The organism is Nocardioides sp. IC4_145, from assembly GCF_011250565.1.
Taxonomy (GTDB): domain Bacteria; phylum Actinomycetota; class Actinomycetes; order Propionibacteriales; family Nocardioidaceae; genus Nocardioides.
The window spans coordinates 1-25,701 of sequence record NZ_JAANMS010000054.1; the positions used below are offsets into that span (position 1 = coordinate 1).

General features: G+C 73.3%; 25 protein-coding genes. 11 read left to right on the plus strand and 14 right to left on the minus strand.

The window, feature by feature from the left end:
• Positions 1-121: 121 nt before the first annotated feature.
• Positions 122-2,188 carry a DNA topoisomerase IV subunit B gene (locus G6553_RS18275; RefSeq protein ID WP_166196177.1) on the minus strand — a complete coding sequence of 689 codons (2,067 nt, stop codon included), beginning with the start codon at positions 2,186-2,188 and terminating at the stop codon, positions 122-124.
• 472 nt (positions 2,189-2,660) lie between these two features.
• On the opposite strand from G6553_RS18275, the gene G6553_RS18280 reads away from it, so the two are divergent.
• From G6553_RS18280 to G6553_RS18290, 3 genes are all read left to right on the plus strand, one after another.
• On the plus strand, positions 2,661-2,888 hold the full coding sequence (locus G6553_RS18280; protein ID WP_166196134.1) for a hypothetical protein: 228 nt from the start codon (positions 2,661-2,663) through the stop codon (positions 2,886-2,888).
• Positions 2,889-3,084: 196 nt separating this feature from the next.
• Complete coding sequence (locus G6553_RS18285; protein WP_166196136.1) at positions 3,085-3,561, plus strand: DUF456 domain-containing protein; 477 nt, start codon at positions 3,085-3,087, stop codon at positions 3,559-3,561.
• Positions 3,561-4,406: an EamA family transporter gene (locus G6553_RS18290; RefSeq protein ID WP_166196138.1), complete on the plus strand. Its 846-nt coding sequence runs from the start codon at positions 3,561-3,563 to the stop codon at positions 4,404-4,406. The genes G6553_RS18285 and G6553_RS18290 overlap by 1 nt, the downstream gene beginning before the upstream one ends.
• Before the next feature lie 147 nt (positions 4,407-4,553).
• On the opposite strand, the gene G6553_RS18295 is transcribed toward G6553_RS18290, so the two are convergent.
• On the minus strand, positions 4,554-6,065 hold the full coding sequence (locus tag G6553_RS18295; protein ID WP_166196140.1) for an RNA polymerase sigma factor: 1,512 nt from the start codon (positions 6,063-6,065) through the stop codon (positions 4,554-4,556).
• 359 nt (positions 6,066-6,424) lie between these two features.
• Between G6553_RS18295 and G6553_RS18300 the strand changes: the two genes are divergently transcribed.
• On the plus strand, positions 6,425-6,709 hold the full coding sequence (locus G6553_RS18300; RefSeq protein ID WP_166196142.1) for a hypothetical protein: 285 nt from the start codon (positions 6,425-6,427) through the stop codon (positions 6,707-6,709).
• Between the two features lie 67 nt (positions 6,710-6,776).
• Here the strand turns inward: G6553_RS18300 and G6553_RS18305 are convergent, their stop codons facing one another.
• From G6553_RS18305 to G6553_RS18315, 3 genes are read right to left on the minus strand one after another with little or no spacing between them, the layout of a single operon-like run.
• On the minus strand, positions 6,777-7,358 hold the full coding sequence (locus tag G6553_RS18305) for an HhH-GPD-type base excision DNA repair protein (protein WP_166196144.1): 582 nt from the start codon (positions 7,356-7,358) through the stop codon (positions 6,777-6,779).
• A 22-nt stretch (positions 7,359-7,380) separates the two neighbouring features.
• Positions 7,381-7,734, minus strand: a complete 354-nt coding sequence (locus G6553_RS18310; protein ID WP_347565799.1) for a cupin domain-containing protein — start codon at positions 7,732-7,734, stop codon at positions 7,381-7,383.
• On the minus strand, positions 7,727-8,131 hold the full coding sequence (locus tag G6553_RS18315) for a universal stress protein (protein WP_166196146.1): 405 nt from the start codon (positions 8,129-8,131) through the stop codon (positions 7,727-7,729). Before G6553_RS18315 ends, G6553_RS18310 begins: the two co-directional genes overlap by 8 nt.
• Positions 8,132-8,213: 82 nt before the next feature.
• Here G6553_RS18315 and G6553_RS18320 point away from each other — a divergent pair, with 82 nt between their 5' ends.
• Positions 8,214-8,654: a hypothetical protein gene (locus G6553_RS18320; protein WP_347565800.1), complete on the plus strand. Its 441-nt coding sequence runs from the start codon at positions 8,214-8,216 to the stop codon at positions 8,652-8,654.
• 27 nt (positions 8,655-8,681) lie between these two features.
• On the opposite strand, the gene G6553_RS18325 is transcribed toward G6553_RS18320, so the two are convergent.
• Positions 8,682-10,145: a glutamate--cysteine ligase gene (locus G6553_RS18325; protein WP_166196148.1), complete on the minus strand. Its 1,464-nt coding sequence runs from the start codon at positions 10,143-10,145 to the stop codon at positions 8,682-8,684.
• A gap of 83 nt (positions 10,146-10,228) precedes the next feature.
• Positions 10,229-11,191: a DUF4192 domain-containing protein gene (locus G6553_RS18330; protein ID WP_166196150.1), complete on the minus strand. Its 963-nt coding sequence runs from the start codon at positions 11,189-11,191 to the stop codon at positions 10,229-10,231.
• 141 nt (positions 11,192-11,332) lie between these two features.
• Between G6553_RS18330 and G6553_RS18335 the strand changes: the two genes are divergently transcribed.
• Entirely contained in the window at positions 11,333-12,652 is a 1,320-nt protein-coding gene (locus tag G6553_RS18335; protein ID WP_166196152.1) for a DNA polymerase IV, read from the plus strand.
• On the opposite strand, the gene G6553_RS18340 is transcribed toward G6553_RS18335, so the two are convergent.
• Genes G6553_RS18340 through G6553_RS18350 form a run of 3 tightly spaced genes read right to left on the minus strand, consistent with a single transcriptional unit; the run spans position 12,609 to position 14,775 of the window.
• The gene (locus G6553_RS18340) at positions 12,609-13,481 is read right to left on the minus strand and encodes a biotin-dependent carboxyltransferase family protein (protein WP_166196154.1); all 873 of its coding nucleotides are present in this window, start codon (positions 13,479-13,481) and stop codon (positions 12,609-12,611) included. The genes G6553_RS18335 and G6553_RS18340 overlap by 44 nt on opposite strands.
• The gene (locus G6553_RS18345; RefSeq protein ID WP_166196156.1) at positions 13,478-14,068 is read right to left on the minus strand and encodes an allophanate hydrolase subunit 1; all 591 of its coding nucleotides are present in this window, start codon (positions 14,066-14,068) and stop codon (positions 13,478-13,480) included. Before G6553_RS18345 ends, G6553_RS18340 begins: the two co-directional genes overlap by 4 nt.
• Positions 14,069-14,070: 2 nt before the next feature.
• Entirely contained in the window at positions 14,071-14,775 is a 705-nt protein-coding gene (locus tag G6553_RS18350; protein WP_166196158.1) for a 5-oxoprolinase subunit PxpA, read from the minus strand.
• A gap of 24 nt (positions 14,776-14,799) precedes the next feature.
• Between G6553_RS18350 and G6553_RS18355 the strand changes: the two genes are divergently transcribed.
• Complete coding sequence (locus G6553_RS18355; RefSeq protein ID WP_166196160.1) at positions 14,800-16,947, plus strand: S9 family peptidase; 2,148 nt, start codon at positions 14,800-14,802, stop codon at positions 16,945-16,947.
• Positions 16,948-17,214: 267 nt separating this feature from the next.
• Positions 17,215-18,171 carry a sigma-70 family RNA polymerase sigma factor gene (locus G6553_RS18360; RefSeq protein WP_166196162.1) on the plus strand — a complete coding sequence of 319 codons (957 nt, stop codon included), beginning with the start codon at positions 17,215-17,217 and terminating at the stop codon, positions 18,169-18,171.
• 22 nt (positions 18,172-18,193) lie between these two features.
• Here the strand turns inward: G6553_RS18360 and G6553_RS18365 are convergent, their stop codons facing one another.
• Positions 18,194-19,486 carry a glycoside hydrolase family 3 N-terminal domain-containing protein gene (locus G6553_RS18365; RefSeq protein ID WP_166196164.1) on the minus strand — a complete coding sequence of 431 codons (1,293 nt, stop codon included), beginning with the start codon at positions 19,484-19,486 and terminating at the stop codon, positions 18,194-18,196.
• The gene (gene coaE, locus G6553_RS18370) at positions 19,483-20,076 is read right to left on the minus strand and encodes a dephospho-CoA kinase (protein ID WP_166196166.1); all 594 of its coding nucleotides are present in this window, start codon (positions 20,074-20,076) and stop codon (positions 19,483-19,485) included. Before coaE ends, G6553_RS18365 begins: the two co-directional genes overlap by 4 nt.
• Positions 20,077-20,163: 87 nt before the next feature.
• Between coaE and G6553_RS18375 the strand changes: the two genes are divergently transcribed.
• Both G6553_RS18375 and G6553_RS18380 read left to right on the plus strand, forming a co-directional pair.
• The gene (locus G6553_RS18375; protein WP_166196168.1) at positions 20,164-21,291 is read left to right on the plus strand and encodes a crosslink repair DNA glycosylase YcaQ family protein; all 1,128 of its coding nucleotides are present in this window, start codon (positions 20,164-20,166) and stop codon (positions 21,289-21,291) included.
• A 76-nt stretch (positions 21,292-21,367) separates the two neighbouring features.
• Positions 21,368-22,624: an AMP-binding protein gene (locus G6553_RS18380; RefSeq protein WP_166196170.1), complete on the plus strand. Its 1,257-nt coding sequence runs from the start codon at positions 21,368-21,370 to the stop codon at positions 22,622-22,624.
• 19 nt (positions 22,625-22,643) lie between these two features.
• On the opposite strand, the gene G6553_RS18385 is transcribed toward G6553_RS18380, so the two are convergent.
• Entirely contained in the window at positions 22,644-23,588 is a 945-nt protein-coding gene (locus G6553_RS18385) for a helix-turn-helix domain-containing protein (protein WP_166196172.1), read from the minus strand.
• Positions 23,589-23,682: 94 nt separating this feature from the next.
• Here G6553_RS18385 and G6553_RS18390 point away from each other — a divergent pair, with 94 nt between their 5' ends.
• Positions 23,683-23,829, plus strand: a complete 147-nt coding sequence (locus G6553_RS18390) for a hypothetical protein (RefSeq protein ID WP_166196173.1) — start codon at positions 23,683-23,685, stop codon at positions 23,827-23,829.
• 131 nt (positions 23,830-23,960) lie between these two features.
• On the opposite strand, the gene rpsA is transcribed toward G6553_RS18390, so the two are convergent.
• Positions 23,961-25,457 (minus strand): 30S ribosomal protein S1, encoded by a 1,497-nt coding sequence (gene rpsA, locus G6553_RS18395; protein WP_166196175.1) that lies wholly within the window; start codon positions 25,455-25,457, stop codon positions 23,961-23,963.
• Positions 25,458-25,701 lie beyond the last annotated feature (244 nt).

A 25,701-nucleotide genomic window follows, 5' to 3' on the forward strand; every position in this document is an offset into this window, starting at 1 on the left:
ATCCTGGCCCAAGCCTGGACCAGGATCCTATGGCGCTGCTGGCACGACCACGTGCCCTACAACCCCGACCTACACGGCCGGCTCAACGCCCTCACCCAGGAGGCCGCTTGACATAGGGCTCTCAGGCGTCGAGCGCCTCGACGTCCACCTCGTAGGCGCCCTGGACGATGAACTCCTTGCGCGGCGCGACGTCGGAGCCCATGAGCAGCTCGAAGACGTTGGCGGCCGCGTCGGCGTCGTCGACGGTGATCCGGCGCAGGGTGCGGCGGCGCGGGTCCATGGTGGTCTCGGCCAGCTGGTCGGCGTCCATCTCGCCGAGGCCCTTGTAGCGCTGGACCGGGTCCTTCCACTTGACGTTCTTCTTCTTCAGCTCCGCGAGCTTCCGCTGCAGCTGGTCGTCGGAGTAGGTGTAGACGTACTTGTCCATGCCCTTGCGCGGGTTCGAGATCTCGATCCGGTGCAGCGGCGGCACGGCGGAGTAGACGCGGCCCTCGCGGATGAGCTCGGGCATGTACTTGAAGAACAGCGTCGCCAGCAGGCAGCGGATGTGCGCGCCGTCGGAGTCGGCGTCGGCCATGAAGATGATCCGGCCGTAGCGCCGCGCGTCGAGGTCGAACGTCCGGCCCGAGCCCGCGCCGACGACCTGGATGATCGAGGCGCACTCGGCGTTCTTCAGCATGTCGCCGACCGAGGCCTTCTGGACGTTGAGGATCTTGCCGCGGATCGGCAGCAGCGCCTGGAACTCGGAGTTCCGCGCCAGCTTGGCCGTGCCGAGCGCGGAGTCACCCTCGACGATGAAGAGCTCGGTGCGGTCGTTGTCCGTCGCGCGGCAGTCGGCGAGCTTGGCGGGCAGCGCGGAGGACTCCAGGGCGTTCTTCCGCCGCTGGGTCTCCTTGTGCTGGCGCGCCGCGATGCGGGTCTTCGCCGCGCCGACCACCTTCTCCATGACCAGCTTGGCCTGCGCCTTCTCCTGGCGCTTGGTGGAGGTCAGGAACGACTTCAGCTCGGCGGCGACCACACGGCGTACGACGGTGCGCGCGGCGGGGGTGCCGAGGATCTCCTTGGTCTGGCCCTCGAACTGCGGCTCGGCCAGCCGCACGGTCACGACCGCGGTCATGCCCTCGAGCACGTCGTCCTTGGTCACGTCGTCGTCGTTGACCTTGAGCACCTTCGCGGCCTTCATCGCGTCGTTGAAGGTGCGGGTGACCGCCTGCTCGAAGCCGGCGACGTGGGTGCCGCCCTTGGGCGTGGCGATCACGTTGACGAACGAGCGGACCTCGGTGTCGTAGCCGGTCCCCCAGCGCACCGCGACGTCGACGGCCAGCTCGCGCTCGACCTCCTGCGGGGTCATGTGCCCCTTGTCGTCGAGCAGCGGGACGGTCTCGGTGAAGGTGCCCGAGCCCTGCAGCCGCAGCACGTCGGTGACCGGCTCGTCGTGCGCCAGGAACTCGGTGAACTCGGTGATGCCGCCGTCGTGGCGGAACTTCTCCTCGACCAGCTCGGGTCCGCGCAGGTCGCGGATGACCAGCTCGAGGCCCGGCACGATGAACGACGTCTGCCGGGCGCGCGTGACCAGCTCGTCGTAGACGAAGCCGGCGTCCTTGGTGAAGATCTGCCGGTCCGGCCAGAAGCGGATCCGCGTGCCGCTCCGGCCCTTCGCCACCCGGCCGCCCTTGCGGGTCAGGCCCGACCGGGACTCGAAGTCGGAGCCGGGGTCCTGGTCGGTCGCGAAGACACCGGGGACGCCGCGGCGGAACGAGAGGCCCTGGGCCGCCGGCGAGCGCTCCACGTCGATGTCCATCCGCGTCGACAGCGCGTTGACCACCGAGAGGCCGACGCCGTGCAGGCCGCCGGTGGCGACGTACGACCCGCCGCCGAACTTGCCGCCCGCGTGCAGCTTGGTCGCCACGACCTCGACGCCGGGCAGCCCGGTCTTGGGCTCCTTGTCGGTCGGGATGCCGCGGCCGTCGTCGTGGACCTCCGCGGAGCCGTCGGGGTGCAGCGTGACCTCGACGCGGGCCGCGTGGCCGCCGAGCGCCTCGTCGACGCCGTTGTCGATGATCTCCCACAGGCAGTGCATGAGCCCGCGGGTGTCGGTCGAGCCGATGTACATCCCCGGGCGCTTGCGGACCGCCTCGAGGCCCTCGAGGACCAGGAGGTGCGCTGCGTTGTAGGTGTTGTCGGCGATCGTGGGGCTCCTGCGGTACGGCGGGTCCGGCGTCCCGTGGCCAGCCGTCAGCCGGCTGCGGCGATCCGTCGGTGGGGTGGCTCCGAATCTACCTACGACACGCCGTGACCCCGAGGAGCCACGCCACGTCCGGCCACCACTACGGTGAGCCGCAGCACAGCCGGCACCATCCAGCGAGACCACAGCAGCACCCAGCAGGACGCGGGACGTCACGATGCGGACACGATCCGGCTCGGAGTGAGCGGAACGGGCACCGTGACGGTCCGCACCCCGTCACAATCCGTAGGACCAGTCGTTGTTCCTCCTGAAGGGTGAACGTGATCCGGACCTCCCGGCCCGGCGCATGGAAACCCTGGGATCGGGCAACACTGATCGTGATGAGATCGAGGTGTCAGGCACCACGTGACCGCGGGAATCCTTCGCCCCGCTCACACGTTGAGCCTGGTACCGAGACCGAAGAAATGAGGCCGATGTGACCACTGCCGTTGCCCCCAGCGCACCGCTGACCGCCGCGGACCGCTGTGACCGCTGCGGAGCCCAGGCCTACCTCCGTGTGGAGCTCCAGACGGGCGGAGAGCTGCTCTTCTGCGCCCACCACGCACGCGAGCACGGCGACAAGCTCAAGGAGATCGCGGCGAACGTCGTCGACGAGACCCACAAGCTGACCGGCACCCCTGCAGCCGCTCCCGACGAGCGCTGACCGACCGACACCCAGACCTAGCGACGGCCCCGGACGATGTCCGGGGCCGTCGGCCATTTCCACCCTCGCCCGTTGGTCGGGCCGGGTGGTCCGGACGTGGCGCGCCAGCGCCATCGACTCGGCTGGTCGAGGAGGCGCGCCAGCGCCGTCTCGAGACCTGCCGGACCAGACCACCCACCCGTGACAGGCTGACGCCGTGAGCCTGCTCGAGGTCATCGTCGCCGTCGCGATCGCGATCGGCATCGTCGGCGTGCTCGTCCCCGTCCTTCCCGGCACCCTGCTCGTCCTGGCCGCCGTCCTGGTGTGGACCGTCGACGTCGGCGGCAGCACCGCCTGGATCGTCTTCGCGGTGGCCACCGCCGTCCTCGCGCTGGGCGCGGTGGTCAAGTACGCCGTGCCGGGCCGCCGCCTGCAGGACGCCGGCATCCCGAGCTCCACGCTCGTGGTCGGTGGTGTGCTCGGCTTCGTCGGCTTCTTCGTCGTCCCCGTGGTCGGCCTGCTCCTCGGCTTCGTGCTCGGCGTCTACCTCGCCGAGCAGCGGCGGGTCGGCGCCGGGGCGGCGTGGCCGTCGACGGTGCACGCCCTCAAGGCCGCCGGGCTCAGCATCCTCATCGAGCTGCTCGCCGCGCTCCTCGCCGCAGCCACCTGGGCCGTCGGCGTCGTCGTCACCTGATGGGCGCCCTCCTGGCGCTCGGGGCCGCACTCGCCTACGGCCTCGGCGACTTCGTGGGCGGCTTCGCCTCGCAGCGGGCCACCGCGTGGGCGGTAGCGTTCGCCGCCCAGCTCGCCGGCGCGACCGCCGTCCTGGCCCTGGCCACGTTCGTCGACGGCTCCCCCACCGGCGCCGATCTCGGCTGGGCCGTCCTCGGCGGGATCGGCAACGGGCTCGGCACCGCCTTCCTCTACCGCGGGCTCTCGTCCGGCCGGATGGGTGTCGTCGCCCCGGTCTCCGGCGTCGGCGCCACCCTCGTGCCGGTCGTCGTCGGACTCCTGGCCGGCGAGCGCCCCGGCGTGCTCGTCTGGCTCGGGTTCCTCGCCGCCCTGCCGGCGATCTGGCTGGTCGCCCGGCAGCCGACCGGCGTCACCGTGGACGGTCGCCCGGCCCCGCGGTCCTCCGGACTCGTCGACGGCGTGCTGGCCGGGCTGGGCTTCGGGGCGATGTTCGCCGCGCTCGCGGAGGTCCGCGAGGGCGCCGGACTGCTCCCCCTGGCGGTCAACCAGGCGGTCGCCGGCCTGGCGATCGTGGTGGTGGCGGTCCTCGTGCGCGCTCCGTGGGTGCCGCGCGAGCGCGGCGCCGCGCTCGGGGCGGTCAGCGGGCTGCTCGGCGCCACCGCCACCGGCCTGTTCCTGCTGGCCACCCGCGAGGACCTGCTCGCGGTCGCCGCCGTCCTGACCTCGCTCTACCCCGCCGTGACCGTCCTCCTGGCCGCGCTCGTCCTCCGAGAGACGGTCCACCGCGGCCAGGCCGTCGGCCTCGCGCTCTGCGCCGCCGCCGTCGTGCTGGTCGCCGGCGGCTGACCGCCCACCCGGACGTCATGCGGACGGAGCCAGGGGTCACACCGTCCGCATGACGTCCGCGACCCCTACGCGTCCAGGAACGACCGAGCCCGCGACCTCGGGCGAGGTGCGGGGCTCGGTCGGTTCCGGCGTACGCCGGGGGTCCGGTCAGTCCAGGTAGTCGCGCAGGACCTGCGAGCGCGACGGGTGGCGCAGCTTGGACATCGTCTTGGACTCGATCTGGCGGATCCGCTCGCGGGTCACGCCGTAGACCTTGCCGATCTCGTCGAGGGTCTTGGGCTGGCCGTCGGTGAGGCCGAAGCGCATGCTGACGACGCCCGCCTCGCGCTCGGAGAGCGTGTCGAGGACGGCGTGCAGCTGCTCCTGGAGCAGCGTGAACGACACCGCGTCGGCGGGGACGATCGCCTCGGAGTCCTCGATGAGGTCACCGAACTCGCTGTCGCCGTCCTCGCCGAGGGGGGTGTGCAGCGAGATGGGCTCGCGGCCGTACTTCTGGACCTCGATGACCTTCTCGGGGGTCATGTCGAGCTCCTTGGCCAGCTCCTCCGGGGTGGGCTCGCGGCCCAGGTCCTGGAGCATCTGGCGCTGGACGCGGGCCAGCTTGTTGATGACCTCGACCATGTGCACCGGGATGCGGATGGTGCGGGCCTGGTCGGCCATGGCGCGGGTGATCGCCTGGCGGATCCACCACGTGGCGTACGTCGAGAACTTGTAGCCCTTGGTGTAGTCGAACTTCTCGACCGCACGGATGAGGCCGAGGTTGCCCTCCTGGATCAGGTCGAGGAAGAGCATGCCGCGGCCGGTGTAGCGCTTGGCCAGCGAGACGACGAGACGGAGGTTCGCCTCGAGCAGGTGGTTCTTGGCGCGGCGGCCGTCCTCGGCGATCCACTCGAGCTCCTCGAGGAGCTTCGGGGTGATCTTGCCGCCCTTGGCGAGCTTCTCCTCCGAGAACAGGCCGGCCTCGATCCGCTTGGCGAGTTCGACCTCCATCTCGGCGTTGAGCAGCGGAACCTTGCCGATCTGCTTGAGGTAGTCCTTGACCGGGTCGGCGGTCGCGCCGGCGACCATGACCTGCTGGGCGGGCTCGTCGGTCTCGTCGGCCGAGGACACCACGAACGACGAGGTGGCCGTGGCCTCCTCCTCGTCCGCCTTGATGGTCGGGTCCTGGGCGACGTCCTTCTCGAACTGCTCGTCCGGGACGTCCGGGAGGATCTTCTTGCCGTCGGGGCCGACGACCGGCGCCGCGACGGCGGGCTCCACCGCCTCCGCGGCGGACGTGGCGGCGGACTTCGCGGTCTTGGCCGTCTTCGCCGCCGTCTTCTTCGCGGGAGCCGGTGCCGCGGCCTCCGCAGCCGGGGAGGCAGCGGCCTTCTTGGCCGGCGCCTTCTTGGCCGTCTTGGCGGTGGTCGTCTTGCGGGCCGTCGTCGCGGCCACAGCGCGCTGGGCGCTGGCGCTCACGTCGACGGAGATGCCCAGCGAGCTGAGGTGCGCCAGGAGCGACTTGAGGTGGCGCGGCTCGACGGCCGCGTCCTCGCTCGCCTGACGAACATCCTCGGGGCTCAGGCTGCCCGACGGCTTACCCCGCTCGATGAGGGCCACGACGGCTGGGTGTGAGAGCACCTCGGCAGGGATCTTGCGCGCGGTCGAGGACACGAACACCTCTCGTCAACAACAGACTGGTGAAACTAACGGCGAGGCGACTCTCGGGCGCAACAAAGCCCGCACATGTCAAGAGCCGCGGTTCTCATTCTGCCACGGGGTCGGTGAGGGTGCGGCATCAGCACCCTCTCCGGCCCGGAACTGGGCCCGCTGGTCCAGAGCGCCGCCCCACGTGCCGCCGCCCGCCCGGGCCGCCGTGTGGGCAGGCACACACCTGCTCACCCCGATGGGTGGGAGGCCCGAGCCCGGAGGGCGGGCACCAGGACCAGTCGCTCCGGCGACTTCCCCCGAAGTGCCCAGCCGACTGCCGAACGTCATGGGGTCAGCAGTCCGGCGGCACACCATCAAGGAGCACACGCATGTCTGCAGCCACGCACGACGCCACCTATCCGACCCGCCGCCGGATCAGCACCGAGACGAAGGCCTCGGTCAAGACGACCGAGCTCATCGCCTACGTCGCGGCCGTCATCGGCGTGCTCATCGCCTCCGCGGTGGTCGACGCCTCGGACTTCGGCGCCCAGGAGGCGTGGTTCTACGTCACCCTGCTGACCATCGGCTACATGGTCAGCCGGGGGCTCGCGAAGTCCGGCAGCCGCGACTTCTACGACGACGACCAGGACGGCCGGGCCACCCACCAGGCCTGAGCTCCCTAGCACCCCAAGGACCGCCCTCGACGCACGCGGAGAGGGCGGTCCTGCGTCGTCGGGGTGGTCAGTCCGCCTGGGCCTTGGCGGCGGCCTTCTTCTCCTTCTTGAAGTCGCGCACCTTCTGCAGCGAGTCGCCGTCGACGACGTCGGCGACCGAGCGGTAGCCCTCGAGCGCGTAGTCGCCGACCGCCTGCTCCCAGCCGTCGGGGCGGACGCCGAGCTGCTTGGCGAGCAGCGCCACGAAGATCTGTGCCTTCTGCTTGCCGAAGCCGGGCAGCTCCTGCACGCGCTTGAGCAGGTCCTTGCCCGTGGCCGCCTCGGTCCACAGCCGCTCGGTGCGCCCGTCGTACTTCTCCTCGACCAGCGCGGCGAGGGCCTGCAGGCGGGTGGCCATCGAGCCCGGGAAGCGGTGGATCGCCGGCGGGGTCGAGCACAGCGCCGCGAACTCCTCGGGATCCGCGGCGGCGATGCGCGCCGGCTCGAGGGTCCCGAACCGCTCGAGCACCTTCGCGGGGCCGCGGAAGGCGTGCTCCATCGGGTACTGCTGGTCGAGCATCATCCCGACGAGCAGGGCGAACGGGTCCTCGGTCAGGACGCGGTCGGCCGTGTCGTCCCCGGTGATGTGGATGGCAGGCGTGCTGGACATGGGCCCATCCTGCCGGAGCCGCTCAGGTGGCCGGGCGGGTGCCGGTGACGACGGTGAGCAGCACGACGGCGTCGGTGAGCGCCTCGAGGTCGTGCCGGTCGAGCGGGACGACCAGCAGGTCGCCCTCGGCGCCGTCCCAGGTCTCCGGGCCGGCGTGCAGGCGCACCGACCCACGCAGGACCTGCAGGGTGGCCTCGCCCGGCGACTCGTGCTCGCCGAGCCGTCGCCCGCCGACCAGCGCGATGAGCGTCTGGCGCAGGCGGTGCTCCTGCCCGCCGTACGTCGTGTGGGCGCTGCGGCCGGCGTCCGCGGCCCGCGCCTTGTCCAGGTGCTCCTCGACCAGGCTGCTCAGCGAGGCGGCGTGCACCTCAGTCACCACCCTTGACGGCGAGCACCGGGCACTTGGCGTCCAGCAGGATCCGCTGGGCGTTGCTGCCGAGGATCAGCTTGCCGACCGGGGACCGGCGTCGGAGGCCGATGACGATCAGCTCGGCGTCGTTGGCCTCCGCGATGCTGATCAGGTCCTCCGCCGGCTCGAAGCCACGGATGAGGTGCCGCACCTCGTGCTCGACCTCGGCGCCGGCGAGCCGCGCCTGGACGGCCTCCAGCTCGGCTTCAGCGGCCGCAGCGGCCTCGCGGTCCAGGTCCGGCCCACCGCGGTGGGAGTTCACGACGACCAGCTTCGCGCCGCGCAGCCGCGCCTCGTCGATCGCCGTCGCCAGCGCTGCCTCGCCCTCGGGCTTCGGCACGTAGCCGACCACCACGGTTCCCATGCGGCGCACGGTAGCCGATGGGCGGTGAGCCGCCTGTGGAGAACCAGGAGCGGTCCCGGCCGGTCTCGGGGAGGCTGGGCACGTGCCGCCCGCCAGCGCTCCGGGGATCCCGGTCCCGGTCCCCGCCGACCTCGACCGGCTGCTGCGGCGTGCGGTGCTGGACCACGCTCGGTCCGAGCGCCGGCGGGTCCACCTGCCGCTGGTCCACGTCGGGATGCCCGGCGGCCCCGAACGCGTGCTGGCGGTCCGCGCCGAGGACCGGCTCGACCACGCGCTGCGGGCGGACGCGCTCGCGGCGATGCGCGTGGCCGTCCTGCGGCAGGGCTCGCCCGAGCCGCTCGTGTGGTTGACCCGGACCGGCGCGCTGGACCTCCAGGACGTCGACGCGGCCTGGCTGGCCGCGGCCCGCACGGCGTACGCGGAGGCCGGGGCGCCGCTGGTCATGGTCGTGGCGAACCGTCGTGGCTGGCGCGACCCACGCTCCGGAGCGAGCCGGACCTGGCAGCGGCTCCGCGAGCGGTGAGGCGGGACCCGTCCGTCGGCTCGAGCCTCAGTCCCAGGTGTGGACGGGGTCGTTGCTGTGCATCCGCTCGCGGTACTCCAGCAGCGTGGCCCGCAGGGCGTCGTACCGCTCCTCGTCGCCCCGCTCGTGCATCCGCCGGGCGAACCACTCCGCACCGTTGACGCCGGTGAGGCAGCGCTGCTCGATGATGCCGAGCAGGCGGTCGGACTCCGACGCGTCGACGCCCCACGCCTCGAGCCCCGCCCGCGCCATCGGCAGCAGCCGGCGCAGCACCAGCTCGGTCGCACGGACCTGGCCGACACCGGGCCAGTAGACGTGGGCGTCGATGCCCTGCTGGGCGGCGACGTGGAAGTTCTCCTCCGCGGCACTGAAGGACATCTGCGACCACAGCGGCCGCTCGCTCTCGGCGAGGTGGCGGACCAGGCCGAAGTAGAAGGCGGCGTTGGCCATCGTGTCGGCGACGGTCGGGCCGGCGGCCAGCACGCGGTTCTCCACCCGCAGGTGCGGCACTCCCCCGGCGATGTCGTAGACCGGCCGGTTCCAGCGGTAGATCGTGCCGTTGTGCAGCCGCAGCTCGGCGAGGTTCGGCGTGCCTCCGCCCTCGAGCACGGCGAGCGGGTCCTCCTCGTCGGTGATCGGCAGCAGCGCGGGGAAGTAGCGGACGTTCTCCTCGAACAGGTCGAAGACCGACGTCACCCAGCGTTCGCCGAACCACACCCGCGGCCGCACGCCCTGGGCCTTCAGCTCCTCACCCCGGGTGTCGGTGGCCTGCTCGAAGAGCGGGATGCGGGTCTCGCGCCACAGCTCGCGGCCGAGGAGGTAGGGCGAGTTCGCACCCACCGCGAGCTGCACCGCGGAGATCGCCTGCGAGGCGTTCCAGTACGACGCGAACTGGGCCGGCGAGGTCTGCACGTGGAACTGCGTGCTGGTGCACGCCGCCTCCGGGACGATCGAGTCGGTCGTCGTCACCAGCCGCTCCGGGCCGTCGATGGAGATCGAGATGTCCTCGCCGCGCGCGTCGAGGATCTGCTCGCTGAGCAGCTTGTAGCGCGGGTTGGGGCTGAGGCTGTCCGGGCTCATGTGCTCCCCGGTCAGCGTCGGCAGGATGCCGATCATCACCAGGTGGGCGCCGACGCGGGCCGACTTGGTCTCGGCGTCGTTGAGGCTGCGCCGCAGGTTGTCCTCGAAGGTGGTGAGTCCACCCTCGCGCAGCCGCGCCGGCGGCACGTTGATCTCGATGTTGAACTGGCCGAGCTCGGTCTGGAAGTCGGGGTCGGCGATCGCCTCGAGCGCCTCGGCGTTGCGCAGGGCGGGGTCGCCCTGCTCATCGACGAGGTTCAGCTCGACCTCGAGCCCGGTCATCGGGTCGTCGGTGTCGAACCGCGAGTCCCGCAGCATCCGCGCGAAGACGTCCAGGCACCGACGGACCTTCTCCCGGTGCCGCGTGCGGTCCGACCGCGAGAACTCCTGGGCGTCGACCTCCTCACCCATGTCGGCCGGCCTCCGCCGGGATGCGGGCACCCGTCGCTGCGCTGCTCACCACGCCGGAGCAGTACCCACTTAGGCCTGGCGGGTCAGCCGGTCCCGGCGTCGTCCCAGACCGTCGGCGGGACGGCGTTGGTCAGCACCTGGGCGATGTAGCCGGCGAGCCGGTGCCCCGGCGCCACGTCGAGGCAGCGGTCGACCGCGCACCAGGCGAGCGCGCCGTGCCCGGAGAGCCAGGCGGCGAAGGCCAGCAGCGCGGCCGGGTCGGCGAGGAAGGCGTCGGGCGTGCGACGGACGACGTCGGTCCAGAACCGGACGTGCGCGGTCGCGTCGGCACGGCGCATCCGCTCCCACGCCGCGTCACGCACCGGCACGTCCAGCATGCCGACGACCAGGCGGGCGACCTCGGCGTCGGTGGGACCGGTGCCGGCCTCGACGCAGCGGGCGACGAGCGCGGCCGCCCACCGGCTCTCCTCGGCCGGGGACGCCGCGCCGCCCGGCAGCGCGACGACGGCCTCGAGGACGGCGTGCACCGCGGCCGGCGACGCTGCCACGGACGCCTCCAGCTCCTCGCGCGAGTCGAGCGTGACCCGCCCCTCGAGGACCGCCTGCGCGGCGAACGGGTGGGCCGAGACGTCGTACGGCACGCCGTGGGCCGGTACGTCGCCGCGCGGGCCGCTCGCGACGTACCACCTGCCCTCGTGGGCGCGGACCGCGTCGACGACGTCGATCCCGGCCCGGGTGAAGGCGCGGACGACGGCCCGGCTGGTCCAGGCCGCGGCGCGCACGTCGCCGGTGAGGACGACGAGGGCGACGGCCCGCACCCGCTGCCGGCGGCACGGCTCGAGCAGCTGTCGGGCAGCCGCCTCGGCCTCGGGCTCGGTCGTCGGCAGGTCGATGCGCGCGTGGAGGGAGCGGTCGCCACCGAAGGTCAGCAGGACGACCGACTCGCGTGGTCGGAAGCCGAGGACGACGGGCACGGCGGCGAGCAGGTCCTCGGTCGTGCGGGCGGTGAAGGGGGAACGGCCGGTGGCCGGGTGCGATGTGGTCATGGTGCGACGCTCCCCGCGGCCACCGGCCGTGCCGGGGCACCGCCGGTGGGGCTGTGGACGGAGCCGCGCGGGGCGGCGTCTGGGGACGGAGGGTGGGCCGCGGGTAGGTTCCGGCGCATGACCGGCCGGACGGGGCGCTGAATGCGCGCGCAGGCGTCGGTCATGCACCTCGACCTCGATGCGTTCTTCGCCGCGGTCGAGCAGCGGGACAAGCCGTCGCTGCGCGGCAAGCCGGTGGTCGTCGGCGGCGTCGGCGGCCGCGGGGTGGTGGCGACGGCGTCGTACGAGGCCCGCGTCCACGGCGTCCGGTCGGCCATGTCGACGCGCGAGGCACGCTCGCGCTGCCCGCACGCGGCGTTCCTCAGCGGCCGCTTCCACGCCTACCGCGAGGCCTCGCACGCGGTCATGTCGCTGCTCCGCTCGGTGTCGCCCCTGGTCGAGCCGCTGTCGCTGGACGAGGCGTTCGTCGACCTCGAGCGCGCCGGGCTGCCGGACCTGGAGGTCGCGACCGTCACCGCGTTCGCCGAGGAGCTGCGCGGGCGCGTCACCGAGGTGACCCGCGGCCTGACCGCGTCGGTCGGGCTCGGCACCAGCAAGTTCATCGCCAAGGTCGCCAGCGACCTGGACAAGCCGGACGGGCTGGTCGTCGTCGCGCCCGGCACCGAGCAGGAGCTGCTGCGCCCGATGAGCGTCACGGTCATCCCCGGCGTCGGGCCGGCGACCACCGAGCGGCTCCGGCGTGCCGGCATCCACACCGTCGCCGAGCTCGAGGCGGTGAGCCTCGACGAGCTCGTGCGGCTGGTCGGCAAGGCCCACGGCACCGGCCTGTGGTCGCTCGCGCGCGCCCAGGACGACCGGCCGGTCGTGGCCGAGCGGGAGGCGAAGTCGGTCAGCGTCGAGGGCACCTACGACACCGACCTCACCGACCGCCGGCTGATGGAGGGGCTGCTCACCCGCCAGGCCGGCGAGGTGGCCGCGCGGCTGCGCAAGCACGGGCTGTCGGGGCGGACGATCACGATCAAGGTGCGCCTGCACGACTTCACCACGCTCAGCCGCTCGAGCACGCTCGTCTCCCCCACCGACAGCGCCGCCACCGTCGCGCGCACGGCACGGGCGCTGCTGGCCGACCTCGACACCTCGGGCGGCGTCCGGCTGCTCGGCGTCGGCGTCTCCGGGCTGGCCGACTGGGTGCAGGAGGACCTCTTCGGCGAGACCGAGGAGGACGAGGAGGAGCTGCCCGCGGTCGAGGTGCCCCACCACTCCCGGCGCACCTGGTCGCCCGGCATGGACGTCGTGCACGCCGAGATGGGCCGCGGGTGGGTCTGGGGCTCGGGCCGGGGCGTCGTCACCGTCCGCTTCGAGACCGCCGAGACCCCGGCCGGGCCGGTCCGGTCCTACGCCGAGGACGACCCCGCCCTCACCGCGTGGGTGCCGCCCCCGCTGCCGGACGAGCAGGACTGAACCGGACCTCGTCCCCCGGCCGCAGCTGGGCGCAGATCCACAGGTCGGCCGGGTCGACCACCGCCACGACCGGGTAGCCCCCGGTCACCGGGTGGTCGGCCAGGAACACCACCGGCCGCCCGCTCGGCGGCACCTGCACCGCGCCCAGCACCATGCCCTCGCTGGCCAGCTCGCCGGTGCGCACCCGCTCCAGCGGCGGGCCGGCAAGCCGCAGGCCGACCCGGTTCGACGCCTCCTCCACGGTGTACGCCGCGTGGCACATCGCCGCGAGCGGGTCGCCCGCGAACCAGTCGGCGCGCGGGCCGGGGTGCAGGCGCAACGGCCCCGGGCGACCCGGCCGCGGGGTGTCGAGCGGCGCGGGCGGCCCGGCCGGGTCCCCCACCGGCAGCACGACGCCGGCCTCGACGCGGGGCGGGCCGACCCACGCGAGCGTGTCGGTCGAGCGGGAGCCGAGCACCGGCTCGACCGCGATCCCGCCCGCGACCGCGACGTAGGAGCGGACCCCGCGCCACGGCGTACCCACCTCGAGCAGGGCGCCGGCCAGCAGTCGCTCGGGGCGGGCGTGGCCGCGGGGGCGGCCGTCGACGGTCACCGGTCCCTCGGCGCCGGTGACCGCGACCCAGCAGTCCCGGTCGGCGCGGACCGCGAGCCCGCCGAGCGTCACCTCGAGGACCGCCGCACCGGCCGGGTTGCCGACGAGGCGGTTGGCGAGGCCGGCCGCGGGTGCGTCCAGCGCCCCGGCGCGCGGCACGCCGAGGGAGGCCCAGCCGGGCCGGCCCCGGTCCTGGACGGTGGTGAGGTGGCCGGCGGCCAGCACGCGGAGGCTCATGCCGGCACGAACACCACGCGGGTGCCGGGCGGGAGCAGCGCCGGCGGCTCGCGCCGGGCGTCCCAGAGGCCCACGTCGGTGCGGCCGATGATGCGCCACCCGCCCGGCGAGGACGTCGGGTAGACGCCGCACCAGGTGCCGGCGAGGGCCACCGACCCGGCGGGCACCCGCGGCCGCGGCGAGTCCAGGCGCGGGACGGCCAGCTCCTCGGGCAGGCCGGCGAGGTAGGCGAAGCCGGGCGCGAAGCCGCAGAAGGCGGCGACGAAGGTCAGCGAGGCGTGCCGCTCGACCACCTCGGTGGCGGTGACGCCCCAGGCCTCGGCGACCGCGTCGAGGTCCTCACCGTCGTAGGTGACGGGCACCTCGACCAGGTCGCCGACCGGCGGCTCGGCGGTCGGCACCCAGGCCAGCAGGGCGGCGAGCACCGTGGCGCCGTCGACGCCGTCGAGGAGCACCGTCTCCGCCGCCGGGACCACGTCGACGACGGGCAGTCCCTGCTCGCGGACCCACGCCGCCAGCGCGAGCGCCTCCGCCGGCCCGGCCACCTCGACGAGGAGGGCCGACGGGCCGACGGGTCGCGCCCGCACGCTCAACCCCTCTCCCACGGCGCTCGCAGCGTCCAGCCCGCGCCGGTGAGGGCGGCGCGGACGGTCCGTGCGTGGACGACCGCGCCGGGGGTGTCGCCGTGCAGGCACAGCGAGTCGACCTGCGGGGCCAGGCGCAGCGCGGCAGCGGCGATGGCGTCGGCGTCCTCCAGCACGGCCCTGGGCTCGCCGCGCGGCAGCAGGCGGCCGTCGGCGGCGTACCCACGGTCGGGGAAGCCCTCGTGCCACACCCTCCGCCCCGCCGCGGCCGCCAGGTCGAGGAACCGGCCCGGCATCCCGAGCACCGGCAGGTCGCCCGAGCCGGCGAGGACGGCGGCCGCCTGCTCCTCGTCGTCGATGACGCGGTGGTAGAGCGCGCCGTGCGGCTTGACGTAGCGGACGGCGGTGCCGGCCGCCGCCGCGATCGACGAGAGGGTGCCGACCTGGTCGGCGACCTGCTCGCGGAGCACCTCGCCCGGCACGTCGCGGGCGACGCGGCCGAAGTTCTCGCGGTCGTCGTAGGAGACCTGCGCCCCCACCGCCACCCCGCGCTCGGCTGCCTCGGCGCACACCGCGCGCATGATCGCCGCGGTGCCGGCGTGGTAGCCGCACGCGACGTTCGCGCTCGTCACCACCGCGAGCAGGGCGGCGTCGTCGGTGACCTCCTCCCCGAGGTCGGCGTTGAGGTCGACGGCCGTCTCGGTGTCCACGGGCCCGACGCTAGCGTTGCCGACATGCAACCCCCCGCCGTCCCACCCGTCGCCGACCGCCGTCCGACCAGCCGCGAGATCCACGGGCACACCCGCGTCGACGACTACGAGTGGCTGCGGGAGAAGGAGTCCCCCGAGGTCGTCGCCCACCTCGAGGCCGAGAACGCCTACACCCAGGAGCGCACCGCCCACCTCGCCGGCCTGCGCCAGTCGATCTTCGAGGAGATCAAGGCCCGCACCCGCGAGACCGACCTGTCGGTGCCGACGCGCAACCGGGGCCACTGGTACTACGGGCGCACCTTCGCCGGCAAGGAGTACGGCGCCACCTGCCGCGTCCCCGTGAGCGACCCCGACGACTGGACGCCCCCGACGCCCGCGGAGGACTGCGCCCCCGACGAGCCGGCGCTCCCCGGCGAGCAGGTGCTGCTCGACCTCGACGCGCTCGCCGAGGGCCACGAGTTCTTCTCCCTCGGCGGCTCGGCGATCAGCCCGGACGGCAACCTGCTGGCGTACTCCACCGACACCGTCGGCGACGAGCGCTACACCGTCCGCGTCCTGGACCTCGCCACCGGCGGGCTGCTCGACGACGAGATCACCGGCGTCATCGGCGGCGCCACCTGGGACCGCGCCGGCGAGCACCTCTACTACACGACCGTCGACGACTCCTGGCGCGCCGACAAGATCTGGCGCCACCGCCTCGGCACCGCCCAGGCCGAGGACGAGCTGGTCCACCACGAGACCGACGGTCGCTTCTGGGTCGGCGTGGGTCGCACCCGCACCGACCGGTTCATCGTGGTCGCGGCCGGCTCCAAGGTGACCTCGGAGTACCGCTACCTCGACGCCGACCACCCCGAGCTCGGCCTCCAGGTCTTCGCCGAGCGGCTGGAGGGCGTGGAGTACTCCCTCGACCACGCGGTCATCGGCGGCGAGGACCGGTTCCTGGTGCTGCACAACGCGACCGGGCCGGACTTCGAGATCGGCACCGCTCCGATCGCGCCGACCCGAATCGCCGACCTCGACCCGCTGGTCCCCCACGACCCCGAGGTCCGGCTCGAGGACGTCGACGCGTTCGCCGGTCACCTCGTCGTGCACCAGCGCAGCAACGGCCTCACCCAGCTGCGGATCATCGAGCTCGGCGCCGACGGTCCCGGCGACGACTACCTCGTCGAGTTCGACAAGCCGCTCTACACGGTCGGCTCCGGCGGCAACCCCGGCTTCCTCCAGCCGACCGTCCGCATCGGGTGGACCACGATGGCCGTGCCGTCCTCGGTCTACGACTACGACGTGCGCACCCGCGAGCTCACCCTGCTCAAGCAGGCGCCGGTGCTCGGCGGCTACGACCCGGCCGACTACCAGGAGCACCGGCTCTGGGCGACCGCCGAGGACGGCGAGCGGATCCCGATCTCGATCGTGTGCCGCCGCGACGCCCGCGAGGACGAGACGATGGGCAGCGCGCCCCTCCCCACGCTGCTCTACGGGTACGGCGCCTACGAGGCCTCGATGGACCCCTACTTCTCCGTCGCCCGGCTCTCGCTGCTCGACCGCGGCGCCGCGTTCGCCATCGCGCACGTGCGCGGCGGCGGCGAGATGGGCCGGCGCTGGTACGACGACGGCAAGCTGATGCGCAAGCAGAACTCCTTCTCCGACTTCGTCGCCTGCGCCCGCCACCTCGTCGACACCGGCTGGACGACGCCCGGGACGCTCGTCGCGGAGGGCGCCAGCGCCGGTGGGCTGCTCATGGGCGCGGTCGCCAACCAGGCGCCGGAGATGTTCGCCGGGATCGTCGCGGGCGTGCCGTTCGTCGACGCGCTCACCACGATGCTCGACGCCACGCTGCCGCTGACCGTGACCGAGTACGACGAGTGGGGCAACCCCGAGGACGACCCGGCGGTCTACGAGTACATGGCGTCGTACGCGCCGTACGACAACGTCGCCGCCCGCCCCTACCCGCCCATCCTCGCCGAGACCTCGCTCAACGACACCCGGGTGCTCTACGTCGAGCCGGCCAAGTGGGTGGCCCGCATCCGCGCCACCAACCCCGACGCCGACGTCCTGCTGCGCACCGAGATGTCGGCCGGGCACGGTGGCGTCTCGGGCCGCTACAAGGCGTGGCACGACCGCGCGTTCAGCCTGGCGTGGATGCTCGACCGGATGGGTCTCGCCGACCGCTGACCACCCCTCCCGGCCACGCACCGACGGGCGGCCATCCGGGCCGCCCGTCGGCGCCGAACACCTCCCGAGGGGACGGCGTCCTGAGAAGTGGCTGAGAGTCCGGAATCCGCGCAACTCCAGCCGTTTCCCACTCGTCGTCCACGGTGAAGGCACTCGCGACAACCGGGGTCCCGACCAGGGTTTGGTCCGGGAATCGCCGGGACACCGGGTGCGTTGTAGACAGCGTGAGGACCTGTGCCAGGTGCTCACAGTGAGGAGGGGCATCGCATGGCCACACGCACCGCACAGTCCGGGGCTCGCGAGATCGAGGGGCGCGACAGCGTCGGTCTCTACCTGGACGAGATCGCCCGCAACGCCCTGCTCGACGCCGCCGCCGAGGTGGAGCTGTCGAAGACGATCGAGGCCGGCCTGTTCGCCGAGCACCTGCTCGCCGAGGGCCGGATCGGGCGCCGCAAGGGCGGGGCGCCGATGTCGGCCAACCAGGAGGAGCTCGAGTGGCTCGCCGAGGAGGGTCGCAAGGCCGTCGACCAGTTCATCACCGCCAACCTCCGTCTCGTCGTCTCCATCGCCCGCAAGTACGGCCGGGCCCAGATGCCCATGCTCGACCTGATCCAGGAGGGCAACACCGGCCTGATCCGCGCCGTCGAGAAGTTCGACTACACCAAGGGCTACAAGTTCTCCACGTACGCCACCTGGTGGGTGCGCCAGGCGATCACGCGTGGCATCGCCCAGCAGGCCCGCGTCGTCCGGCTGCCCGTCCACGTCGTCGAGGAGCTCAACCAGGTCGGCGGCGCCCGCCGCACCCTGGAGCGCCAGCTCGGCCGCGAGCCCGAGCCGCAGGAGATCGCCGCAGAGCTCGGCATGGACCTCGACCGGGTCCTCGACCTGATGTCGTGGGGCCGCGAGCACGTCAGCCTCGACTCCCCCGTCGACGAGGACGGCGACACCTCGCTCGGTGACCTGATGGCGCAGGAGACCGCGCCCGGCCCGGACCTCACCGTCCTGGACACCGAGTCCCGCGACCGGCTCAACAGCCTGGTCGGCCACCTCGACGACCGCGCCGCCGACATCATCCGCTCGCGCTACGGCCTCACCGACGGCCGCCAGCACAAGCTGGCCGACATCGGCGCCAAGCACGGCATCTCCGCCGAGCGGGTCCGCCAGCTCGAGCGGGAGGCGCTGCAGAAGCTGCGCCGGATCGCCGACCCGGACCTCGCCGCCTGAGCGGGATCCGGCGGACCGCCGGTCAGTACATCGCGTCGAGCTCGCGGGAGGCCTCTCCCGCGAGCTCGCTCGCATTTGCGGGCACCTCGACCTCGCCCGCGACCCGCTGCTGCCACATCTGGAGCGCGACGACCATCGCTGCGGCCTCCTCGGCGCGCTCGCGGGTCACCTCGCCGGACTCGATCGCCGCGGTCACGACCGCGTGGGTGTTGCGGGTGTCCGGCGGCATGAGCAGGAGGTCGGCACCGGCGTTGAGCGCGGTGACCGCAGGCTTCTCCCGACCCATGACCGCGCCCATGCCGAGCGAGTCGGTGATGGTGACGCCCTCGAAGCCGACGGCGTCCCGCAGGAAGTCGTAGACCGGCGCGGACAGGGTCGACGGGACGCCCGGATCGATCGCCTCGACGTCGAGGTGGCCGATCATCACCGCCGGCGCGCCCGCCTCGACCGCCGCCTCGAACGGCGGCAGGTCGGTCGCCGCCAGCTCCTCGACCGTCCGGCCGAGGACCGGGAGGGACTCGTGGCTGTCGGCGGTCACCGAGCCGTGGCCCGGGAAGTGCTTGGTCGTCGACACGACCCCCGCCGCGTTGAAGCCCTCGACGGCCGCCCGGACGGCCCTCGCCGCGAGCTCGGGGTCCGTCGACGGCGAGCGGGTGCCGATCGTGGGGTCGGCGGCGCCGACGGTCACGTCCGCCACCGGGGCGAAGACCCAGGTGAAGCCGAGCTCGCGCAGCTCCAGCCCGGTGGTCTCGGCCGCACGGCGTACGACGTCGCGGCCGGCGGGTCCCTGCGCGACGGCCGGGCCGGCGTGGGCGAACGACGGGAACTCGGTCGCGATCCCCCGCAGGTGGCTGACCACACCGCCCTCCTGGTCGACGCCGAGGAGGGCCGGGAAGTCACGGCCGTCCGCGGCGACCGCCTCGCTGATCGCGGCGTTGAGCGCGCGGACCTGCTCAGCGTCGACGACGTTGCCCGCCGTGACGCACAGGCCCGACAAGTGGAGCTCGCGGACCATCGCGGCGGCCTCGTCCGGGTCGGCGCCCTGGAACCGGCCGACGATGACCTGGCCGGCCAGCTGCGCGGCGTCCCACCCGGCGACGAGCGCCCGGGCCTGCTCGAGCTCGCCGGCGGTCGGCCCCCAACCGGTGGGCGCGTCCGGGTCGGCCGCGGCCGACGTGGAGGTGCCGGCCGACGACGTCGCACCAGGACTCGTCGCGGGTCCCTGGCCCTGGGGGCCGGGGTCGCCGGAGCAGCCGGTCAGCACGAGGACGGCTGCTGCCGCGAGCGCGGGCAGCGCCGTCGTACGACGCCTCACGCGGCCGACCCGATGAGGTCGGCGTGGACCTCCAGCACGCGGCGGCGGAGGTCCTCCAGCGTGCCGGTGTTGTCGATGACGTGCGTCGCGATCGCCAGCCGCTGCTCGCGGCTCGCCTGCGCCCGCACCCGCGCCTTGGCGTCCTCGCGGGTCATGCCGCGCTGGGTGAGCATCCGGTCGACCTGCGTCTCGACCGGCACGTCCACCACGACCACCGCGTCGAAGGTCGGCGCCCGGCCGGACTCGGCGAGCAGCGGGATGTCGTGGACGACGAGGTCCTCGGGCGTCGCCGACGCCTCGAGCTCGACGATCCGCTCGAAGACGAGCGGGTGCACGATCGCCTCGAGCTCCTTGCGCCGCGCCTCGTCGGCGAAGACGATCGCGCCGAGCGCCGGCCGGTCGAGCTCGCCGTCGGCGGTGAGCACCTCGGGCCCGAACGTCTCGACGACCCGCTGCAGCCCCGGCGTGCCCGGCTGGACCACCTCGCGAGCGAGCGCGTCACCGTCGATCAGGACCGCGCCCAGCTCCACCAGGATCGCCGACACCGTGCTCTTGCCCGAGGCGATGCCGCCGGTGAGTCCCACGCGCATGGGCGCCAACGTACGTCACCGGGCCGGTCCGTCCCGAACCGGCCGGAGTCCCTGGCCACCGCCGCCGAGCGGGACCACCATGCCCCCATGACGACCAGCGACGCGACCGCCCCGCCCGACCTCACGGTCACGAGGAGCCAGGCCCTCGGCTGGCGGCTGGAGCGGCACCTGCTGGACCCGGTCGGCTCCGCGCCGGTCGCGGAGGTGGTGCGCCGCCTCGGCGCGGTCCTCGGGATGGACGACGCCCTCGCCGAGCTCGCGGTGCGGACGCGCTCTGCGGGGTCGCGCACCGGCGACCTGCGGCGGGCCCTGGCCGACGGGACGGTGGTCAAGGCGTTCGCGTTCCGGGGGTCGGTGCACTACCTCGCACCCGAGGACGGGGGCGCCTACCTCGCGCTGCGCGCGGCGGGCCGGCAGTGGGAGCTGCCGAGCTGGGTCGAGCACTACGGGCTCGGCCCCGCGGACTGGCCGGACTTCCGGGCCGCCGTGCGGGAGGCGCTGACCGGCGGGCCGCTCACGGTCGTGGAGCTCGGCGAGGTGCTCACCACCCGGCGTGCCTACCGCCACCTGCGTCCCGTCTTCGCCGAGGGCGCCCACACCCTTGTCAAGCCGCTGAGCTGGCAGGGCGACCTCAGCCTCGCCGCTCCACGCGAGGGACGGCTGACCCTCCGGTCCCTCGCGACGAACCCACGGTGGCAGGGGATCCCCGACCTCGGCGAGGCGGGGCCGGCGGCCGTCCGCGCCTACCTGCGCACCTACGGCCCCGCGACGCACGACCACGTCCACTACTGGCTCGGCGAGGGCCTCAGCGCCGGCCGCAAGCGGCTCGCCGGATGGCTCGCCGGCCTGCGCGACGAGCTGGCCACCGTCGACGTCGACGGCAGCACGGCGTACGTCCTGGCCGAGGACGCGGACTCGCTCGCCGCGGCGCAGCCGTCCGAGGCCGTGCGGCTGCTCCCGGGGCACGACCAGTGGGTGATGGGGCCGGGCACCAAGGACACCGCCGTCACCCCATCGGCCGTGCGGGAGGCCGTGACCCGCAAGGCCGGCCTCGTGGTCGTCGGCGGCGTGGTCCGCGGGACCTGGCGCAGGAACGGCGCGGAGGTCGGCATCGACTGGCGGGACGACGTCCCCCTGCGCGAGGCGGCCGTCGAGACGGAGGTCGCCCGGCTGGGCACCCTCCTCGACCGGGACCTGCACTGGTCCCGCGCCTGAGCACCTGCTCCGCCTCGGCCCGGGTGCCGCGGACCGAGGGAAAGGGCCGGCCGTGCCGGTCACTACGCTGCCGCCGGTGACCACCCCGACCGTCCCGAGCAGCACCGACCTCCGACCCGGCGACCGGGTGGCGCTCCTGGTGGGCGGCTCGACGACGTACCTCGACGCGGTCGTCTCGCTGCTGGCGCGTGGGGTGTTCCCGATCCCGCTCGACCCGCGGCTGACCAACCACGAGCGCGACCGGATCCTCGCCGGGCTCGACCCGACCCTGGTCGTCGAGGACGAGGACACGCTGGCCGGCCTGGTCGACCCGGACGCGCGACGCGGGCTGCCGCTGGGGCGACCGATGCACGTGACCAGCGGGACGACCGGCACCCCCAAGGGCGTCTACAGCGGGCTCCTCGACGAGGACTCCGCGCGAGCGCTGGTCGCGGAGGAGCGCGATCTGTGGGGCTTCACCGCCGACGACACGAACCTCGTGCTCAGCCCGCTCTACCACTCCGCTCCCCTGCGCTTCGCGATGGGGACAGCGCTCGCGGGCGGCCGGGTCGTGGTCCCCGGGCCGTTCGACCCCGTGCAGACCACCGATGCGATCGCCACCGAGCGGCCGACGACGATGTTCTGCGTGCCGACCCACCTCCAGCGGCTCTTCGCGCACTGGGACGAGCACGGGTGGCCGGACCTGTCGTGCTTCCGGCTCGTCGCCCACGCGGGTGCGCCGTGCCCGGAGAAGGTGAAGCGACGCCTGGTCGAGGCGTTCCCGGCGGGGTCGACCTGGGAGTTCTACGGCTCGACCGAGGGACAGTTCACCGTCTGCTCCAGCGAGGAGTGGCTGGCGCGCCCCGGCACCGTCGGTCGCGCGCGACCCGGCCGCCGGCTGCGGGTCGCCGAGGACGGCACGATCTGGTGTGCCGTGCCGGAGTTCGCGCGGTTCGTCTACTACGGGGCACCCGAGAAGACCGCGGCCGCGTGGGACGGCGAGGAGTTCACCGTCGGCGACCTCGGGCGGCTCGACGAGGACGGCTACCTCCACCTCGACGGCCGCCGCGAGGACCTGGTCATCAGCGGCGGCGTCAACGTCTACCCGCTCGAGGTCGAGCAGGTGCTGCGCGAGCACCCCGGCGTCGAGGACGTCGCGGTGTACGGCGTGCCCGACGAGCAGTGGGGCCAGCGCGTCTGCGCGGCGGTCGTCGGCACCGCCACCGAGGCCGACCTGGCGGCGTACGTCCGCGAGCGGCTGGCCCCGCCGAAGCGGCCCAAGACCTGGTCGTTCCTCGACGACCTCCCCCGAACGCTGACCGGCAAGGTGCTGCGCGACCAGCTGCCACGCTGAGTCGGGCCGACGGCCGCGCTCAGCAGGCGAACTGCCGCCGGTACTGCTGCGGGCTGACGCCGCGCACGCGGCTGAAGTGGTGGCGCAGGGTCGCAGCGTTGCCGAAGCCGACCTCGGTCGCGATCCACTCGACCGGCTTGTCGGACCGCTCGAGCAGCTGCTCCGCGCGGAGCACCCGCTGGCGGGTGACCCAGGCGTGCGGCGTGGCGCCGGTCTCCGCGCGGAAGCGGCGCGCGAAGGTCCGAGGTGACATCAGCGCCCGCCGCGCGAGCGTCTCGACGTCGAGGTCGTCGCCGAGGTTCTCCACGATCCAGGTGAGCAGCGGGCCGAGGGTCTCGGCGTCGCAGTCCGGCACGGCGTGGGCGATGAACTGCGCCTGTCCGCCGTCGCGGTGCGGCGGCACGACCATCCGCCGCGCGGTCGCCGCGGCGGTCGCCGCCCCGAAGGTCTCGCGCAGCAGGTGCAGCGCGGCATCGAGCCCTGCGGCCGACCCCGCACCGGTGACGACCGGGCCGTCGTGGACGTAGAGCACGTCGGCGTCGACCTTCGCCTCGGGGTAGCACTCGGCCAGGGCGTCGACGTGGCGCCAGTGGGTGGTGCAGCGGCGGCCGTCGAGCAGGCCGGCCTCGCCCAGCACGAACGCGGCGGTGCAGTGCGCGAAGATCGTCGCGCCACGGTCGTACGCGGCGCGCACCACCGCGGCGACCTCCGGTGAGGGGTCGAGGTAGTCACGCTTCGGGCAGACGCAGACCAGGTCGGCCTCCGCGACCACGTCCAGCCCGTGCTCGACGTGCAGGTCGAAGCCGGACGCGCCGCGCACGCGGCCCGGTCGCGGCGTGGCCACCTTGAAGTCGAAGACCGGGTTGTCGTCATCGGGGTGGTAGGGCTCGGCCCACACCTCGCACATCGACCCGAGCCCGAACGGCTCCGCGCCGTCCTGGACGACCACCACCACGTTGCGCACGTGACGAGCATGCCGCAGGACGTGGCAGGAAATCAACGCAGCCTGTCATCACTGCCACTCGTGGCAGGATCGCGAGCGGAGCAGCATTCCTGCCATGACCTTCCTGATCCTGCTCCTGCTGGTCGCGACCGCCCTGGCCGTCGAGACCGTCCGCCGCACCTCCCACGACGGCCCCGGGCCGTCCCGTCCGCCGTCCTCCCGCTTCGACGACCCGCAGTTCCGCTCCCCCGCCCGCGGATGACAGCGACGTCGCTGCCGTCGACGAGCGTCCGAGAAGTGCTCGACAACGCCGAAGGCCCGGCCACCGTGAGGTGGCCGGGCCTTCGTGCGGAGTGCGGGTGCGTCCCCGCGGTTCAGCTGGTCACGAGGTGATCACTGACCGCCGGTGAGCTTCTCGCGGAGCGCCTGCAGCGCCTCGTCCGAGGCGAGCGAGCCGCCGCCGCCGCCGTCGGTGCTGGCGGCCTCGTCGGTGCCACCGCTGGAGTACGAGGTGGCCTCGCCGGCCTCGACCTCGGCCTTGGCGGCCTCCTGCTGCTGCTTGACGTGGGCCTCCCAGCGGGCGTGCGCCTTGGCGTACTGCTCCTCCCAGGTCGCGCGCTGCTCGTCGTAGCCCTCGAGCCACTCGCCGGTCTCCGGGTCGAAGCCCTCGGGGTAGACGTAGTTGCCCTGCTCGTCGTAGGTCGCGGTCATGCCGTACAGCGTCGGGTCGAACTCCTCGACGTCGGCAGCCGTGGCGGTCTCGTTGGCCTGCTTGAGCGACAGCGAGATCCGGCGACGCTCGAGGTCGATGTCGATGATCTTGACCATGACGTCGTCGTTGACCTGGACGACCTGCTCGGGGATCTCCACGTGGCGCTCGGCCAGCTCGGAGATGTGCACCAGGCCCTCGATGCCCTCCTCGACGCGGACGAACGAGCCGAAGGGCACCAGCTTGGTGACCTTGCCCGGCACGATCTGGCCGATCTGGTGGGTGCGGGCGAAGTGCTGCCACGGGTCCTCCTGCGTCGCCTTCAGCGACAGGGAGACACGCTCGCGGTCCATGTCCACGTCGAGGACCTCGACGGTGACCTCGTCGCCCACGGCGACGACCTCGGACGGGTGGTCGATGTGCTTCCAGGACAGCTCGGAGACGTGGACGAGACCGTCGACGCCGCCGAGGTCCACGAACGCACCGAAGTTGACGATCGAGGAGACGACACCCTTGCGGATCTGACCCTTCTGGAGCTGGGTCAGGAAGCCGTGGCGGACCTCGGACTGGGTCTGCTCGAGCCAGGCGCGGCGCGACAGGACCACGTTGTTGCGGTTCTTGTCGAGCTCGATGATCTTGGCCTCGAGGGTCTGGCCGACGTAGGGCTGCAGGTCGCGGACGCGACGCATCTCGACGAGCGAGGCCGGCAGGAAGCCGCGCAGGCCGATGTCCAGGATCAGGCCGCCCTTGACGACCTCGATGACGGTGCCCTCGACGACGCCGTCCTCCTCCTTGACCTGCTCGATGGTGCCCCAGGCGCGCTCGTACTGGGCGCGCTTCTTGGACAGGATCAGGCGGCCTTCCTTGTCCTCCTTCTGGAGGACCAGGGCCTCGACCTCGTCGCCGACCTCGACGACCTCGGAGGGGTCGACGTCGTGCTTGATCGACAGCTCGCGCGAGGGGATGACGCCCTCGGTCTTGTAGCCGATGTCGAGCAGGACCTCGTCGCGGTCCACCTTGACGATGGTGCCGGCGACGATGTCACCGTCGTTGAAGTACTTGATGGTCGCGTCGATCGCGGCGAGGAAGTCCTCTTCGGACCCGATGTCGTTGACCGCCACCTGGGGCGCGTCACCAGCGATATCGAAGTTGGCCGGAAGAGAGGAGAGGGTGCTCGTCATGTAGAGACAGATCCTTGGATGGGCAGAAGTCGTGCGGGCGCGCGCAGGAGGTCGTTTTCACTACCGGTGGTGTCGTGCCCGGGAGCCGCGGAGCGACAGGTGGGGCTGATAGCGAGCGAGGGTCCACTCCGTCCGGGACGCAGGCAGACCTCTGGCGCGACAGCCAGCGTACGCCGCCGCGCGAGGCGGAGCCAACTCCGCCCGACGTCCGGCGCATAGCGGGCACCCCGCCGGGTACGACCCC

Excerpts from the sequence above, each read along its gene's own strand:
- G6553_RS18290 (WP_166196138.1), top strand. The coding sequence starts at position 3,561 with ATGGGCGCCCTCCTGGCGCTCGGGGCCGCACTCGCCTACGGCCTCGGC.
- G6553_RS18300 (WP_166196142.1), top strand. The coding sequence starts at position 6,425 with ATGTCTGCAGCCACGCACGACGCCACCTATCCGACCCGCCGCCGGATC.
- G6553_RS18305 (WP_166196144.1), bottom strand. The coding sequence starts at position 7,358 with ATGTCCAGCACGCCTGCCATCCACATCACCGGGGACGACACGGCCGAC.
- G6553_RS18315 (WP_166196146.1), bottom strand. The coding sequence starts at position 8,131 with ATGGGAACCGTGGTGGTCGGCTACGTGCCGAAGCCCGAGGGCGAGGCA.
- G6553_RS18325 (WP_166196148.1), bottom strand. The coding sequence starts at position 10,145 with ATGGGTGAGGAGGTCGACGCCCAGGAGTTCTCGCGGTCGGACCGCACG.
- G6553_RS18330 (WP_166196150.1), bottom strand. The coding sequence starts at position 11,191 with ATGACCACATCGCACCCGGCCACCGGCCGTTCCCCCTTCACCGCCCGC.
- G6553_RS18335 (WP_166196152.1), top strand. The coding sequence starts at position 11,333 with ATGCGCGCGCAGGCGTCGGTCATGCACCTCGACCTCGATGCGTTCTTC.
- G6553_RS18340 (WP_166196154.1), bottom strand. The coding sequence starts at position 13,481 with ATGAGCCTCCGCGTGCTGGCCGCCGGCCACCTCACCACCGTCCAGGAC.
- G6553_RS18355 (WP_166196160.1), top strand. The coding sequence starts at position 14,800 with ATGCAACCCCCCGCCGTCCCACCCGTCGCCGACCGCCGTCCGACCAGC.
- G6553_RS18360 (WP_166196162.1), top strand. The coding sequence starts at position 17,215 with ATGGCCACACGCACCGCACAGTCCGGGGCTCGCGAGATCGAGGGGCGC.
- coaE (WP_166196166.1), bottom strand. The coding sequence starts at position 20,076 with ATGCGCGTGGGACTCACCGGCGGCATCGCCTCGGGCAAGAGCACGGTG.
- G6553_RS18375 (WP_166196168.1), top strand. The coding sequence starts at position 20,164 with ATGACGACCAGCGACGCGACCGCCCCGCCCGACCTCACGGTCACGAGG.
- G6553_RS18390 (WP_166196173.1), top strand. The coding sequence starts at position 23,683 with ATGACCTTCCTGATCCTGCTCCTGCTGGTCGCGACCGCCCTGGCCGTC.
- rpsA (WP_166196175.1), bottom strand. The coding sequence starts at position 25,457 with ATGACGAGCACCCTCTCCTCTCTTCCGGCCAACTTCGATATCGCTGGT.